Origin of the sequence: Microcystis sp. BLCC-F210 (assembly GCF_042134685.1) — a bacterium.
GTDB lineage: Bacteria > Cyanobacteriota > Cyanobacteriia > Cyanobacteriales > Microcystaceae > Microcystis > Microcystis aeruginosa_D.
On the sequence record NZ_CP169647.1, the window covers coordinates 1,001,591 to 1,018,285 of the forward strand.

Consider the following 16,695-nt stretch of genomic DNA (forward strand, 5'->3'; position numbering starts at 1 on the left):
TCAGAGTCACTGATAATTGCTGATTGTCGGTATTTCTGCAAATGTGAGATGCAGCCAAGAGGAAAGAGGAAGTAGTCATCGATTTTACATGACAGTAATCAGTAATCAGTGAAAAGACAGGACTGTTAAGCTAAGACGCATTTAAACAGGGTATTGTTAAGCTGATTAACAGCTGATCAGCAAGAAATTAAGTTTGTGATTAATTTTCGTTCAACAAAAAAAACAGCACCCATAAGGATGCTGTTTGTCAAGAAAATGTTACAAAACTTAAGCTAAAGCCGCCATTTTCACATCGTTGTGAGCGAGGATATTTTGTAACTCCTCCGCGTCCACGGTTTCTTTTTCCACTAACATTTGCGCTAACTGGTCTAAGATGGCGCGGTTATTGACTAAAACCTCTTTAGCGCGACGATAGGCCTGTTCCACTAAGTTACGCACCTCCTCGTCAATAGCTGCCGCAGTTTCATCGGAGAAATCTCGATCGGAAGCAATATCACGACCTAGGAAAACATTACCATTTTGACGACCTAAAGCCACCGGTCCCAAGCGATCGCTCATGCCGAAACGAGTGACCATTTGCCGCGCTACTCGTGCCACCTGTTGCAGGTCATTAGAAGCACCCGTAGTCACTTCCTCCTCACCGAAGATAATTTCTTCAGCTAAACGACCCCCCAAAGCTACAGCCATCTGATTTTGCAGATAAGCGCGAGAATATAACCCGGATTCCATGCGATCCTCGCTAGGAGTGAACCAAGTTAAACCCCCAGCGCGACCGCGAGGAATAATACTAATTTTCTGGACAGGATCATAATCCGGCATTAAAGCACCCACCAAAGCGTGACCAGCTTCATGGTAAGCAACTAAAGTTTTGCGTTTTTCGCTCATGACGCGATTTTTCTTCTCAGGACCGGCCAGGACACGATCGATCGCATCGTTGATCTCATCCATGGAAATCTCGGTTAAATTGCGACGTGCCGCTAAAATTGCGGCTTCGTTGAGCAAATTAGCCAGATCTGCACCAGTAAAACCGGGGGTACGACGAGCGATTTTATCGAGATCCACGTCTTGGGCCAAAGTTTTGCCTCTGGAGTGGACATTAAGGATTTCCTTACGGCCAGCGTAATCGGGACGATCCACCACCACTTGGCGATCAAAACGACCCGGACGTAATAAAGCGGCATCCAATACATCAGGACGGTTAGTGGCGGCGATAATGATAATACCTGTATTACCTTCAAAACCGTCCATTTCCGTTAATAATTGGTTGAGGGTTTGTTCCCGTTCATCGTTACCACCCCCTAAACCGGCACCCCGTTGACGACCAACAGCATCAATCTCATCGATAAAGACGATACAAGGTGCATTCGCTTTCGCTTGTTCAAATAGGTCGCGGACGCGAGAAGCACCCACCCCGACGAACATTTCCACGAATTCCGAACCGGAAATGCTAAAAAACGGGACTCCCGCTTCTCCAGCTACTGCGCGAGCAAGCAGGGTTTTACCTGTCCCCGGAGGACCGACTAAAAGGACTCCTTTGGGGATTTTTGCCCCAATTGCCGTGAAGCGATCGGCATTTTTGAGGAAGTCCACCACTTCGTTTAATTCTAATTTTGCCCCTTCAATCCCGGCCACATCACCGAAAGTAACCTGGGTTTGGGGTTCCATCTGTACTCTTGCTTTCGATTTGCCGAAGTTCATCGCTTGGGAACCGGGGCCACTTTGGGCGCGACGGAGCAAGAAAAATAGACCAACAAGAAGTAAAATCGGGAAAAAGAGGCTACTGAAGGCTCTTACCCATACTCCTTCTTCTCTTTGAGGCAGTACGGAAATATCAACGTTATTTTCTGCCAAGATGTTGATTAATTGCGGATCGTTGGGTAGGTTAACCAATACGTTTGTACCGTCTTGGGTGGGTACGATCGCCCGTTGCCGGTCGGCACTTAAGCGCACGGTTTCTACTTTACCTTCCCGTACTTCCTGTAAAAATTCACTATACTTCCAAGTTTGTTGCACTGCTGGCTGGCGATCGAAGAAAGCTGAGGCCAAGGCAAGGACTACGATTAACAATAGGGCATATAGTCCCGCATTGCGCCATTTTTTGTTATTACCGTTTTTGTTCACGCTGTCGAACTCCTGATAAATTGAGGATGATCTTATCGGTTGTCAAGGGGTTGTTAATTTATGTTAACGTTTCTCAGGAACAGTGGACAGGTTTTTTTAACGTATCTCGACTTAGTTCGTACATACATAGGGTTTGCTGAATAAATCTGAAACCCTTGTTGGGCAACACTTTTATATCTTTTGGAAATCAAAAATTACTGGATATGGGAATGATCGGGAGGAAAATTCAGAGACTTGTTTCCTGAAAATTAGGTAATTGACCCCAGCGGTTCGGCGGTTCGGCGGTTCGGCGGTTCGGCTGCGCTCACCGTCGAAGTCTCGCCGAACTCTTGTCGAAACTACTGAGCGTTGGACAAAAGCTCAAACCGAAGTCTCACGGCCGCAGCCCACACCCCATACCCCACCCCCACCAACAAACTTTTGAGATACGAGATACGGGATATAGGGATAGTTAGGGAGAGAAATGTAAATGTACATTAAATTCTCGCTTAAAATACAGTTTTTTAGGGTATGTATGAAGTTATCGGAAAGTCGGTTCATGGGATGCTAAATTTATTCATGCAAAATTTTCGAGTAAAGACGGCTGCGACTTCAGTGGCGATCGCAAGCATGGGTACCTTTGCTATCTCGATGACAGCACAAGCAACAACAGTTGCAACAGTGGGAACAAACTTCACGGGAACTTCCATCTCCCAAAGTGGCTTCTTTCCTCCAGACACGATGGGAGCAGTCGGACCAAACCACATCGTCGAGCTAATTAACGGTTCCTACACAGTCTATAACAAAAATGGCTCCGTTCTAAGCCGCATCTCCCTCAACCAGTTCTGGCAGAATGCAGGGGCAACGCCTGCGGGTAATTTCGCTTTCGATCCGAGAGTAAATTACGACCCCTTCAGTGGGCGCTGGTTTGCTGCGTCGGTGGACAATACTAGGGGGATCAACAATTTCCTGGTTGCTGTTTCTCAGTCGTCCAATCCACTGGACGGTTGGAATGGCTATGCTATCCCTAGCGATACTCCCGCTAATACCCGCTGGGCTGATTTTGACACCCTGGGTTTCAACGGACAGAGTGTCACCCTCTCTGCCAATATGTTCCCCATTGGTTCAGGTACTATCACAACAACCATCCTAACTTTGGATAAAGCGCAACTAATAGCAGGAAACCCCACCGGGACAATTTTCCAAAATAACAACCCCAATGATACCGGCTTCACGGTCCAGCCAGTGGTTGACCTGGATAACCGCAACAACCCCCATCCCTTGTTATCCGGCTACAATACCCCAGCTGGCCAGTTCAAGCGATCAGATATTACCGGAAACCCAGCCACAGCAACACTCAGCACGACTGGAGGAATCATATCTGTTACCGCCTATGATAATCCGCTGACGGCGCGACAACCGGGCGGACCCAATAACGTCAATACGGGAGATCTTCGCTTCAGTTCCAATGTGGTTTATCAACTCGACTCTCTAGGGTCTAATTCCTTCTGGGGTGTTCAAACAGTAAAAAGTCCTGTCAGTGGAGCAGCTTCGGCACTGCGCTGGTTTGAGATTGATGCTAATACCAATTCGCTCCGCCAAGAGGGATTAATTTATGATCCGACCGGACTAGAAGATTATTATTATGGCTCCCTTGCAGTCAATGATCAAAGGGAAGTGGTCATCGGTTTTAGTTGTTCAGGGCCTAACCTATTTATGGCTCTTCGGTTTGTGTTATGCAATGGACGGGGTTTATAAGGGATGGAACTCTTATATAGAAAGGCATTTAGCGATTTTTGTCAATTGTTTTTGAGCTAGAGCGAACTAATCAATTAAGTCTCTTGCCAGATAAGGATTTAGTCGATTTATGCCCCCCTATCGAACCATACCAAGTAACGAAGAACCCTATTTATTAGCAGTTGTGCTGTGGTTGGTGAAGATTCTGGCGGAACGACAACCTTTGGTAATCGTCTTCTCCTAAAGCAGGGATCGGCCTCTTACCAACGATTAGATAGCAGCAACAGGAACCGCTGGGGCGACTACAGTGCTACTGTCCTCGATCCTTCTGATCCGACGGGGAGAACTTTCTGGACTTTCCAGGAGTTTGCTGCTGGTAGTACGGAATGGTCGACTCAGATTACTGAAATTAAACTCAGTAAAGTTAATGTACCAGAATCCAGTTCTATTTTCAGTCTCCTCGCCCTCGGCACTCTCGGTGCAGCTTCAACCCTCAAGCGCAAACTGAAGCCATAAAAGTCGGCTGAATTGCTTATAAAATACTATAAATGCCCCTTCATTCAGTCAGTTGATGGCGTTTTATTTTTTGCCTTTTTTGCCTGGGCTTCTACTTATTAAATTTTATTAATTAATTGCTCAAAAGTAGTTTCTTGTGGTAAAACAAGATTTTTTGGATCGATAGAGTAAAATTTAATAAATATTGTAATTCTATACCATAAAGGGAGTTAATTACAGTAGTTATCTTAATGGTGAAATAACTTCTTTATTTGAGGGGTAATTGTCTAGATATTAATTAAGCTTAAAGATGGCATAGCCAACGCATAATTGAAACCAGTTGATTATCATTGGTTAAGTTAGCGGCATTGGTGAGTTTTTTTTGTCTCTAATTGCTGATAAATTTCCCTGGCCATTTTTGTTTCAATAGCAGCGCCGATAAAAAAAGTATAAGGATGCTTAGAGATTTTTCTAAAAGCATCATCAATTCTCTGCAAAGCAGTACGAGCAGTTTTCCAATGTTCATCTGCTCCTGCGGGATCAATCCCACCTTTCAATTCTCCCAAAGCAATGTATAAATCAGCAGATTGTAAGGTTTGTTTTTTGTTTTTTTGATTAGCTAATTGCGTCGAATCACATTTTAAAAGGCACAAATCAATATTGTTGTTATTAACAATGGGAACATTGACATTATAAATTATTGTTCTTGGTTGGCTGTTATTTAACCAGCTAACACCTCTAACCAAGATTTCTAGATTAGGTGTCATTTCTTCAGCTTCTCTCCATTGATTATTACTAGAATTGAGCCAATCATAAGTAATCCCTGCTACTCTTAAAGTTGCTAATAGAGAACGAGTAAATTTACTTTGAGCTAAGGAGCCACCCGCGTTTCTCATTATTCCTCCTAAAGTGTCACCCCGAATCAATAGAAATCTATAGACTAACTCCTCGACAAAATTAGTCCCCGCAGGTTCCAGAAAATTGACAATTAATTCTTGAATTGCTTCTACCTTGTCTTGGGGATGTAAATAATTTTTAGCTTTATCAGAAATTCCCGATGCAGTTAATAAAGCCGATTGAATATCTGGGATGTTTAGTAAATCTCTAGGATTGTTTGCGGTTTGGGCAATAATTTTTAAGGTTCTTGCTTCTGCAATTAAAGGAGTAGCTCTCTGATTTTTTTCTAAGGCTAGAGCAATAAATCCTGAACGGATAGCTTCATAGGTAGTCTCCAAATCACAACTTTGATTTAAATGCAAGAGATAGGGTTTTTCCATTAAGGCTTTCTCCACACATAAATACATTTTCTTAAAGATTCTCTACCATGAGATCCCATTTGCTGACTACTATTACCTTTTCCCTGAGGAACTACTAAAATATTTTCTACTTTAAATCCAATTTCTTCGGCGATTTTTGACAAAATTAAATCTACAGAAATACTAGCTCCCGCATAACGAACGTTATCATTAATCATACAAAAAATACCAGAGGATTTCATAACCCGAAAACATTCATAAATTAGACAAGACATTTCCAGAAAATAACCCCTGATCATCCGAGGAATACCATGGTTATTTAAGGCCTTGCTTGATTTTAATTCCTCTAAATAACCCAGGATACTTTCTAATAATTTTTGACGATCAGTTATGGCAATGGCTGGCGACCAATGTTCATTTATTTTTAGTAACTCCTTCGGTTTATTTTCAACAGTGCAACTAAGCATTTGTTGACGTAATTGTTTTAATTGTAGTTGATCTATTCCCAATAGAGCCAATTCCAAAGCGTAGATACGAGTATAATCATAGCGATTACAATAAGGAGGAGAAGTAATAATAGAATCGTATTTTTCTGAGGAAATCTCTGGCAAAATCTCAAGACAAGAACCTTGATATAGTTGAATTTTTCCCCGAGGATAATCTCTAGAAAAAAGTTCCAATTGTTGCTGACTAGGCTCTAAATCTGCGAGAATTTCTCGTAACTTGCTATGTAGGGCAGTTTTAAAGTCTAAAATTTTTCCTTTGTCAAATATATTTTTGCCCTGTTGTTTACCAGAACGATAATCCCAACGGAGGTATTGACCATCTTTTCTAGTATAGCTAATTGATTCGAGAATAGAAAGTAAGGCAAATTTTAATATCGCTTGCACTCGCTCATTCTCTTGGGCAATCAAACCTAAGTAACTTTCTATACAAGCCTGATTTTCTTGGGGATATGCTCCTTGAGTAATTGGTAATTCTAATAACTGAACTTTGTCATCTACCTGTTGCCAAAGGCTATGGTTAGACCAATACTCTAGACGATGTATATCATCACTATTTAAGCCATTTTCTAAAATTTGTCTAGTAATAATTAATTCCTGTCCAATCGGCAATAGTTCTATTCCATCTGCTAATAAACCCCTAGCCGCCGCCGCAAATAAAGTTGTTCCGCTGCCGGCGAAAGGGTCTAGTATTTTTCCTTGTTTGATACCATATTTTTCTAGAAGATAAACTATCAGATCAACGGAAAAACCCTCTTTATATTTATACCAGCGATAAACCGGTTGGTTCTTATTACCTTGAAAACTCACTAGAGTACGAGATAATTGCTCAGAATCAAGTAATTTGTCTTGAAAATAATTAAATAATTCTCGATCGAGATGGTTGATTTCTAACAATCTTTCTGCTACATTAACCGAACTATTAATCATTTAGGTTTACTGGCGAAATTGCCGAAAAATAATTATCAGAGTTTATCTTTATTTGATCGGTAATTTTAATCAGTGGGGAAAGGGCGATACTTAAGTAGCTGGTTATAATTAAATTGAAGATAGATTTTAGGTTCGATCCCCCCTTAATCCCCCCTTGATAAGGGGGGAACTGATCGTTTTTAACACCTACCTACTTAAGGGTTAATTCTCGCACCGATTCCCCTAGATTTAATCTCAATCCCCTAGACAAATGCCCAAACCCCTGGCGGTTTTGACTAAAGTTTCTTCGAGATCGACGATGCGATAGGTTTTAATCGCCTCCTCAATGGGAACACTGACCACTTGCCGATTTTGCCAGGCCACCATGCGATCGAATTCTCTCCTGGCGATTAGATCCACGGCTGCCACACCAAAAGCCGCCCCCAGTAAGCGATCCATCGGAGAAGGAATGCCCCCCCGTTGAATGTGGCCCAGGAAAGTCACTCTCGTTTCGGCCCCGGTTTCCCTGGCAACTTCTTCAGCTAAATAGCGACCGATACCCCCGAGACGATCTTCCCCTAGGGCTTTCTTTTCCACTAGGCGATCGCCAGTTTCGGTACGCACAGCCTCGGAGACAATAATCAGAGAAAACTGTTTATCCATACGCTGCCGCTGCCGGATCTTCTCGCAGACCTTCTCTAATCGGTAGGGAATTTCGGGGATGAGAATGATATCGGCCCCCCCCGCAATACCGGCAGCCAGGGCGATATGGCCGGCATCTCTACCCATAACTTCTAGAATCATCACCCGGTTATGACTAGCGGCGGTAAAATGGAGGCGATCGAGGGCTTCTGTGGCGATATTAGTAGCTGTATCGAAGCCGATGGAGACTTCTGTAGCTCCCACATCATTATCGATGGTTTTGGGGATACCAATCAGATTAATGCCTCCCTGTTGGGCAATACGGCGCAAAATCGCCAGACTACCATCGCCACCGATGCCGATCAGGGCATCCAGTCCTAGACTATGATAGCCGTCGATGATGTCCTGAGAGCGATCGATCAGGGTTCCATCGGGCATCGGGAAAGCGAAGGGATCCCCCTTATTGGTAGTACCGAGAATTGTTCCTCCCATCACTAACAGGCGATCGACTCCTTCAATATCAAAGATAGTTGTTTTGGGGGGACGGTTAATTAATCCGTTAGTTGCTTCTCGAATACCCACCACTTCCCAGCCATAATTGCCAGTGGCATGGTGGACAACGGCACGAATGGCGGCATTTAAACCCGCACAGTCGCCACCACTGGTGAGAAGTCCAATTCGTTTTTTTTCACCCATAGCTTTAGCTTTTTGTCAGGAGATTAACAAATCTATATTTAGGGAAAAGTTGCGGATAATGCCTAAAAATTAAGAAAGTTTCTAGATCGTCCCTGACAGCTAGGGGAAAAATTTGCCTCTATCCCCTCAGTAATCGATCACGAGCAGGGTATGCAGGGCGACACGGATTCCCACTATACTAGAAATTATATAGCAATCTTAGGGTATTTGTCAACCCTAATATACGAGAAATTTTCTGATAACTGATAGCCAATCAATTTAACTATTTACTGCTTGCTGAAGACGGGATATATCCCAACCTTTTTGATTGAGAAGTAGCCAAGACTGCATTAAATCTGGACCGTGTAACTCCCCCATCAAAGCGGCGCGTAGAGACTTCATCACTAGACCTTTTTTCACCCGATGGGCTTTAGTTGTTGTCTCCACAATACCCTTAGCAACTTCTCCAGTCAAATCGGGAGTAATAGCGGCAAGAATATCCTTAATAATATCCTTAACTCCCTCTAATTGTAATTGACTTAAAGCCTCCTGATTATAATTAGCCACAGGGGTTAAAAGTAAGCGACTTTCAGCGACAGCATCGCTTAAACGAGTTAAACTCGGACCGATGAGAGTAGCCAAACCGATCAACCAAGCTCGATCGGCTTCAGCATCAAAATTATACCCTGCTTCTTGCCAGTAGGGGAGAAGTAAAGGCACTAATTCCTCAGCGCTTAAACGATGGAGATATTGACTATTAATCCAGTCCAATTTAGTCCAGTCAAATTTTGCCCCCGCTTTATTTACCCGTTCTAAACTAAACACTTCAGCAGCCGTTTCAAGGGTAAAAATTTCTTGAGTAGAATCGGGAGGAGTCCAACCGAGGAGAGTCATGTAATTAACCAAAGCTTGCGGCAAAAAACCCAGTTTTCGGAAATCATCGATCGAAGTGACTCCATCCCGTTTAGATAACTTACGACCCTCCTGATTTAAGATCAAAGGAGTGTGGGCAAACTCCGGCACTTTTGCCCCTAAAGCTTCGTATAAAAGAATTTGTTTAGCCGTATTAGCGATGTGATCTTCCCCACGAATAACATGGGTAATTGCCATATCGATATCATCAACAACTACCGCTAAATTATAGAGAGGCTGACCGAAGTTTTTCTCGGCATTTTCGGAGGTACGAGCGATCACCATATCTCCCCCTAAATCACTACCTTTCCAGATGACTTTTTCCCGGATTAAATCCTGCCAAATAATTTCTTGATCGTCGTTAATAATAAAACGAATTACTGCTTTTCTCCCCGCTTGCTCGAATTCCGCTTGTTGTTCGGGGGTGAGATAACGGTGACGATTATCATAACGGGGGGCAAGATTGCGGGCTTTTTGTTCTTCCCGCATTTTTTCCAATTCTTCTGGGGTACAATAACAACGATAGGCTAAACCTCGATCGAGCAGGGTTTGAATGGCCTGACGATAATAATTAAGGCGTTGAGTTTGAAAAAAAGGACCTTCATCCCAATTCAGTCCTAACCATTGTAGGCCCGCTTGAATATTTTCCGTATATTCTGGTCGAGAACGTTCTAAATCTGTATCTTCTACGCGCAAGATAAATTTCCCTCGGTGATGATGGGCAAAAAGCCAGTTAAACACTGCTGTACGCGCTGTTCCAATGTGTAAATTTCCCGTGGGACTCGGGGCAATACGAACTCTCACTGTCACGATCTAACTCCTAGGTTTTTTGCGGCAACGATATCCCATGTTATTGTAAATTCACCTAGGCAAACTGGCGAAATTAAGAAAATTATCCAGCCAGCAAACTGACAGTTTTCAGCGCAGGTTGCCAGCAGCAATTTTCAGTTTTTTTGTACTGATTAAGCTCTGATTGTTAGTACCGAGTAACCGCACTGGGCAACTGGAGAACAATCGGGGCGATGATTGTATCATAACTGCTAAGTAGTTGGACAAAAGTAAAGTTAACGGCTCTTTTGGATTTGGTGGGTAAAATGTATTCACAAGATACAGTCCTGCTGGTGAGGGAGTGGAGGGAACCACAGAGACACAGAGGGCACAAAGATTGATCCCTCATAATGTAAGTTGAACTTATCGCACAGAACCTAGAAGAACCAGTTAACTGTATTTCGACAAGCTCAATGACCACATTTCGACAAGCTCAATGACCACATTTCGACAAGCTCAATGACCACTGGCTTTTTTTGGAGTTGATCGAACCATGTTGCAAGGATGGATTCAAATCGCGCTCACAATCCTGATAATCGTGGCAATCACTCCCTTTTTCGGGCGCTATATGGCTAGGGTGTTCATGGAACGGAGAACCCTACTCGACCCACTGTGCGATCGAGCCGAGAATCTTCTCTACAGCTTCGTCGGGGTGAAAGGAAAAGAGAATATGACTGGCTGGCAGTACGTCCGCGCCGTTCTCTACAGTAACGCGGTGATAGCAATTCTGGTTTTTTCCCTGATTGCGGGCCAAGGAGTCCTTCCCCTCAACCCGACGGGGATCCCCGCCCCCACTTGGGACACCACGCTACATACTGCCATTTCCTTTATCACCAACACCGACCAACAGCATTATTCCGGAGAAACCAGCCTCAGCTACGGGAGTCAGATCTGGGGTCTTGGCTACCAGATGTTCACCTCGGCCGGAACCGGTCTAGCGGTGGGGATCGCCTTTATTCGAGGACTGACGGGGCGACCGTTGGGCAATTTCTACGTCGATCTGATCCGAGCGATCACCCGGATCCTCTTACCGATCTCGATCGTGGGGGCAATTGCCCTGATCATCGCCGGAGTCCCGGAAACCCTCGCTGGCCCTGCGATCTTGCCGACACTAGAAAACCCCAACCTGAGTCAGGCGATCGCCCGCGGTCCAGTGGCCCACTTCGAGATTATTAAGGAATTGGGAGAAAACGGCGGCGGCTTCTTCACCAGCAACTCGGCCCACCCATTAGAAAACCCGAATGGATTCGTCAATCTGGTGCAGTTGGTGGCGATTCTCTCGATTCCCACCTCCCTGATCTATACCTACGGGGTTTTCGCCGATAATCTCAAGCAAGCTCGGTTAATCTATCTAATTCCCCTCAGTATTTTAATCGGCTTTACGATCATCACCGCGATCGGGGAATATAACGGCAATCCAGCGGTTAACTCGCTGCTAGGGGTCGATCAAGCGGTTAACTTCGAGGGCAAAGAAGTACGCTTCGGTTGGGCGCAATCGGCCCTGTATGCGGTAACTACCACAGCCACCATGTGCGGTGCGGTGATCGCCATGCACGATTCCTTGATGCCGAACGGTGGCTTCGCCACCCTCTCGAATCTGTTCCTGCAAATCGTTTTCGGAGGCCAGGGAACCGGCACCGCCTACCTGTTTGCCTATCTAATCCTCGCAGTATTCGTCACCGGGCTAATGGTGGGAAGAACCCCGGAATTCCTCGGGCGCAAAATTGAGAAACGGGAAGTGGTATTAGCCAGTTTTTTAATTCTGCTGGTTCACCCGATCGCCATCCTCATCCCCGGAGCGATCGCGCTTGCCTTTCCCGACTTTCAGGGCATCAGTAACCCCGGTTTTCACGGATTATCTCAAGTTATCTACGAGTACGCTTCCGCCGCCGCCAATAACGGGTCGGGATTTGAGGGACTAGGGGATTCCCAACCCTCGCCAATCGCAATCGCAGATGGAGCAAAACCGACGCTCACAGCCCTTTGGTGGAATCTCAGCACCTCCTTAAGTTTACTGGCCGGACGGTATATCCCGATCGCCGCCCTGCTGTTGTTAGCCGATGGGATGTCCCGCAAACAACCAGTTCCCGCCACCACTGGAACCCTCCGCACTGATACCAGACTCTTTAGCGGCGTGACGGCGGGGGTGATTTTAATTCTCGGAGCGCTGACTTTCTTCCCGATATTAGCCCTCGGGCCGATTGCGGAAGCCTTTCAAATCCCGCGGATGATCGGCTAGGAGTTTAGACAATTTATGAGAACGAACAAAGGAAATTCTAAGTCCCCCCGACCGTTGCGAGTGCCGAGAGGTCGCCGGGACGACCGCCGCCATACCCCCAAGGTAAACCGGACCGGTCTCTATCAACGCGCGATCCGAGAGTCCTTCGTCAAACTCGACCCGCGCATCGCCGTGCGTAACCCAGTCATGTTCGTCGTCTGGTTAGGAACGATCGTCACGGCCTTGGTCACAATCGACCCGAATCTATTCGGCACAATCGCCGCAGACAGCGGACAGCAATGCCTACTTAACGGCATCATCACCCTGATCCTCTTCTCCACGGTGCTGTTCGCCAACTTCGCCGAGGCGGTCACCGAAGGACGGGGGAAAGCCCAGGCCGATGCCCTGCGATCGACCCACAGCGACACGATCGCCCGAAAAATCCTAGCCGACGGATCGATCGAGTCGGTCAGTTCCACGGCCTTGCATCGGGGCGATCGGGTAAAACTGCTGGCCGGGGACGTGATTCCCGCCGACGGGGAAGTGATCGAGGGAATCGGTTCGGTGGATGAATCGGCGATCACCGGAGAATCGGCCCCCGTCCTCAAACAACCCGGCACCGACATCGCCAGTTCCGTCACCGGTGGTACGCGGCTTCTCTCGGACGAGTTGACAGTGCGGATCACCCAAGACCCCGGCCAGGGTTTTATCGATCGCATGATCTCCCTGGTGGAAGGGGCCGAGCGCACGAAAACCGCCAACGAGATCGCGCTGACGGTACTTCTAGCCGTGTTAACCCAAGTCTTTTTAATTGTCGTCGCCACAATTCCGCCGATCGGGAACTATATCGCTGGTTTTCTGGAAACGAGCCTCAGTCCTGCGGTTGCGAATACCTTTCGAGCCAGTTCCAGTATCGCCATCTTGATCTCGCTCCTCGTCGCTCTCATTCCCACGACGATCGGCGGTTTATTGAGCGCGATCGGCATCGCCGGCATGGATCGTGTGGCCCAGTTTAATGTCATCGCCACCTCTGGACGCGCGGTGGAAGCCTGCGGCGACGTGAACACCCTCCTTCTCGACAAAACGGGAACGATTACCCTCGGCAACCGGCTGGCTGACGAATTTATCCCCGTCAACGGTCATAACCTCGAGGAATTAGCCCAGGTCTGTCTCGCGGCCAGCCTTTTCGACGAAACCCCGGAAGGACGCTCGATCGTTGCCTTAGCCCGGAATTTGGGCGCAACCCCCCCCATCGATGGCCAACCCGGCGAGGCAATCCCATTCTCGGCTCGTACCCGCATGAGCGGCACCGATAGAGACGGAGAGGAATACCGTAAGGGTGCTGTAGAAGCGATTAAAGGTTTCGTCCGTTCTAGGGGTGGTTCCGTTCCCGCCAGCCTTGATCAGGCACAGGAAAGGGTTTCCCGTTTGGGGGGGACTCCCCTGGCTGTCTGTCGGGGTAACGATATCTACGGGGTTATCTATCTCAAAGACATCGTGAAACCGGGATTAAAAGAGCGTTTCGACCAATTACGGCGCATGGGGGTGAGAACGATCATGCTCACCGGCGACAACCAGATCACGGCCTCGGTGATTGCGGCGGAGGCGGGGGTGGATGATTTTATCGCCGAGGCTACCCCGGAAGATAAGATCGAGGTGATCCGTCGCGAGCAATCCCAGGGCAAGTTAGTTGCCATGACGGGGGACGGCACTAACGACGCACCGGCACTGGCCCAGGCTAATGTCGGTGTGGCGATGAACTCTGGAACCCAAGCGGCGAAGGAGGCGGCTAATATGGTGGATCTGGATTCTGACCCGACCAAGCTGATCGATTTAGTGACCATCGGCAAACAGTTATTAATTACCCGCGGCGCCCTGACCACGTTTTCGGTAGCTAACGATATTGCTAAGTATTTCGCCATTATCCCGACAATTTTCGCCGCCGCTGGGATCGGTGCTTTAAATATCATGGGTTTGAAAAGCGCTCAATCGGCGATCGTCTCAGCCCTGATCTACAATGCCCTGATTATCCCCGTTTTGATTCCCCTAGCACTTAAAGGCGTTCAATTTCGCCCCCTCACCGCTGACCAACTATTGCGACGCAATATCCTTATCTACGGCGTGGGAGGCATGATTGCGCCGTTTATTGCGATTAAGATTATTGATGAGATAATTTCAGCGATCGGGTTGAGGTAATGGCAAAATCTGCAATATTTAAGCCTAGTTTATTCGGATTGAGGCACTCGAATCGGGATTTTACCCAAAAAGAAACCTGGGGGAAAAATCAATTTAATTCCTCATTTCCAGCTTCTTTGTGCGCTTACTTAGATGGGAAAGGACTGAAAAATGTATATCTGAAACTTGATGAAAATTTAAAAATTCAACCTGCGGAGTTAAGTACAAAAGAGTTATACGGTCTAGCTCCCGATTCCGATAATTTATTTTACGCTTTCGAGAGTCAATTTAGAGGAAAAAGCAAAATGATCACAATCGATTTATTCGCTGGTTGTGGTGGTTTATCTTTAGGTTTCCAGAAAGCGGGGTTTACTATTGTGGCTGCATTTGATAATTGGATACCTGCTATAGATGTCTATAGAAATAACTTTAGTCATCCGATATTTAATGTCGATTTATCTAGAGAATCTAATCAAGAAATATTGGCTCAATATAGTCCTGAGATTATTGTCGGCAGCCCTCCTTGTCAAGACTTTTCCAGTGCCGGTAAGAGAGACGAGGGTTTAGGACGAGCGAATCTAACGCTCACATTCGCTGAAATTGTCACCAGAGTAAGTCCCCAATGGTTTGTTATGGAAAATGTGGCTAGAATTGAGAAAAGTAAAATACTCATTCAAGCAAAACAAATTTTTAAAAGCCATGGTTATGGTTTAACTGGAAAAGTTATTAATTCTTGTTACTGCGGAGTTCCTCAAACTAGAAAAAGATATTTTCTGATCGGTAAAATGAAGGAAGAAGACGATTTTTTAATCGATGAAATCAATGACAATTTATCAAGTCAACCTCTGACTGTATTTGACTATATGGGCAAAGAATTAGATATAGAATACTATTATAGACATCCTAGAAGCTATCAAAGAAGGGCGATATTCAGTATTTATGAACCTAGCCCTACTATTCGAGGAGTAAATCGACCAGTTCCCAAAACCTATCGACAACATCCCGGTGATGCTTGTCATCTCAATGAAAAATTAAGACCGTTAACAACGAGGGAGCGAAGCTATATCCAAACTTTCCCTAAAGACTTTATTTTTACTGGAACAAAATCTAATCTAGAACAAATGATTGGCAATGCTGTCCCTGTTAATTTGGCTAGATATGTGGGCCAATGTATTCTTAACTATGAATTGAAAAAGGGGAAAAAGATAACCTATCGACAACTACAGCTATTTTCTTGATTTACTGGCAAAAACAAATCTCCCAAAAACTCTAATTATTATGAAAGCATCCCTTAGAAAACACCGATTTTTCTGGTATATTCTCTTAAATTTCTGTCTAACAATTCTCTTCTCCTCCATCGTTCAAGCTTCTACGGGAAGCACTATCGATAGGGGGCAAGCTTCCGCGTTAACTCTTTTAGGATTGGTCGCCTTTGCTTTATTTATCTACCTATTTTTTGTCATCTTTATACCGGAGAGGTTTTAATTATGAGTTTTGCACGCGAGGCCGGTAGAGCCATCCGTTCTACCCTAGTTCTCTGGGTGATTACTGCCCTGATCTATCCTTTCTCGATGATCGCCATCGGTCAAATTCTTTTTCCCTGGCAAGCGAACGGGAGTTTAATTACCAATAATCAAGGTCAAGTGGTGGGTTCGGCTCTAATTGGGCAACCTTTCACCAGCGATCGCTATTTTAATAGTCGTCCGAGTACCACCGCCTACAGTACGGCCGATCCAAAAAACGATCCTAACAAGACCCTGCAAACCGGAATTTCGGGAGCGAGTAACCTAGCTCCCAGTAACCCTGTATTGATTGATCGCATTAAAGGAAAACCCGATCCCGATCCGGCAAAAGCTATAGAGGGGGAGATTCCCCGATTAGAGAAAGCGGCAATTAAACCCACTGCGGACCTAGTATATACCTCCGGTTCCAGCCTCGATCCCCATATCACCCCAGAGGCCGCTAGAGCGCAGATCGAGCGGGTGGCGCGGGTGCGGGGATTACCGACGAATCAAGTGGAGATCCTGATTATCAAAAACACCGACGATCGCTTTCTCGGTATCTTTGGCGAACCGGGGGTTAACGTGCTGAAACTGAATCTGGCTCTAGATGCGATCGCCAATACCCGATAGGCCTCTGATACTAAATCCTGTTTAAAAGGTATAGGAAAGTGGGAAGAGAGAGTTTGCTTTTAAAAACCCCAACTTAGTAGATTGGCTCTCTTGGGTTTGGTGGGTAAAATGCA

General features: G+C 45.8%; 11 protein-coding genes and 1 pseudogene. 7 read left to right on the plus strand and 5 right to left on the minus strand.

The window, feature by feature from the left end; genetic code table 11:
- Positions 1–267: 267 nt before the first annotated feature.
- A complete protein-coding gene (gene ftsH3, locus ACE3JL_RS04940; RefSeq protein ID WP_159292339.1) occupies positions 268–2,121 on the minus strand; it encodes an ATP-dependent zinc metalloprotease FtsH3 in 1,854 nt (617 codons plus the stop codon).
- 510 nt (positions 2,122–2,631) lie between these two features.
- On the opposite strand from ftsH3, the gene ACE3JL_RS04945 reads away from it, so the two are divergent.
- Together ACE3JL_RS04945 and ACE3JL_RS04950 are read left to right on the plus strand one after the other, a co-directional pair.
- Positions 2,632–3,858 (plus strand): hypothetical protein, encoded by a 1,227-nt coding sequence (locus ACE3JL_RS04945; RefSeq protein ID WP_375328964.1) that lies wholly within the window; start codon positions 2,632–2,634, stop codon positions 3,856–3,858.
- 168 nt (positions 3,859–4,026) lie between these two features.
- The gene (locus ACE3JL_RS04950; protein ID WP_375328965.1) at positions 4,027–4,353 is read left to right on the plus strand and encodes a PEP-CTERM sorting domain-containing protein; all 327 of its coding nucleotides are present in this window, start codon (positions 4,027–4,029) and stop codon (positions 4,351–4,353) included.
- A 283-nt stretch (positions 4,354–4,636) separates the two neighbouring features.
- Here the strand turns inward: ACE3JL_RS04950 and ACE3JL_RS04955 are convergent.
- The 4 genes and pseudogenes from ACE3JL_RS04955 to gltX all read right to left on the minus strand — a co-directional run bounded on the left by ACE3JL_RS04955 (position 4,637) and on the right by gltX (position 10,039).
- A pseudogene (locus ACE3JL_RS04955) lies at positions 4,637–5,636 on the minus strand (type II restriction endonuclease).
- On the minus strand, positions 5,609–7,021 hold the full coding sequence (locus ACE3JL_RS04960) for a DNA methyltransferase (RefSeq protein WP_375328966.1): 1,413 nt from the start codon (positions 7,019–7,021) through the stop codon (positions 5,609–5,611). The pseudogene ACE3JL_RS04955 and the gene ACE3JL_RS04960 overlap by 28 nt, the downstream one beginning before the upstream one ends.
- 234 nt (positions 7,022–7,255) lie before the next feature.
- The gene (locus ACE3JL_RS04965; protein WP_271987768.1) at positions 7,256–8,338 is read right to left on the minus strand and encodes an ATP-dependent 6-phosphofructokinase; all 1,083 of its coding nucleotides are present in this window, start codon (positions 8,336–8,338) and stop codon (positions 7,256–7,258) included.
- A gap of 258 nt (positions 8,339–8,596) precedes the next feature.
- Positions 8,597–10,039, minus strand: a complete 1,443-nt coding sequence (gltX, locus tag ACE3JL_RS04970; RefSeq protein WP_375328967.1) for a glutamate--tRNA ligase — start codon at positions 10,037–10,039, stop codon at positions 8,597–8,599.
- A 511-nt stretch (positions 10,040–10,550) separates the two neighbouring features.
- On the opposite strand from gltX, the gene kdpA reads away from it, so the two are divergent.
- Genes kdpA through kdpC form a run of 5 tightly spaced genes read left to right on the plus strand, consistent with a single transcriptional unit; the run spans position 10,551 to position 16,582 of the window.
- Positions 10,551–12,296 carry a potassium-transporting ATPase subunit KdpA gene (gene kdpA, locus ACE3JL_RS04975; protein WP_375328968.1) on the plus strand — a complete coding sequence of 582 codons (1,746 nt, stop codon included), beginning with the start codon at positions 10,551–10,553 and terminating at the stop codon, positions 12,294–12,296.
- A gap of 15 nt (positions 12,297–12,311) precedes the next feature.
- Complete coding sequence (gene kdpB / locus ACE3JL_RS04980) at positions 12,312–14,471, plus strand: potassium-transporting ATPase subunit KdpB (RefSeq protein ID WP_375328969.1); 2,160 nt, start codon at positions 12,312–12,314, stop codon at positions 14,469–14,471.
- Positions 14,471–15,688, plus strand: a complete 1,218-nt coding sequence (locus ACE3JL_RS04985; protein WP_375328970.1) for a HindVP family restriction endonuclease — start codon at positions 14,471–14,473, stop codon at positions 15,686–15,688. Before kdpB ends, ACE3JL_RS04985 begins: the two co-directional genes overlap by 1 nt.
- A gap of 40 nt (positions 15,689–15,728) precedes the next feature.
- Positions 15,729–15,935 carry a K(+)-transporting ATPase subunit F gene (gene kdpF / locus ACE3JL_RS04990; RefSeq protein ID WP_271987778.1) on the plus strand — a complete coding sequence of 69 codons (207 nt, stop codon included), beginning with the start codon at positions 15,729–15,731 and terminating at the stop codon, positions 15,933–15,935.
- A 2-nt stretch (positions 15,936–15,937) separates the two neighbouring features.
- A complete protein-coding gene (kdpC, locus tag ACE3JL_RS04995) occupies positions 15,938–16,582 on the plus strand; it encodes a K(+)-transporting ATPase subunit C (protein ID WP_271987780.1) in 645 nt (214 codons plus the stop codon).
- Positions 16,583–16,695 lie beyond the last annotated feature (113 nt).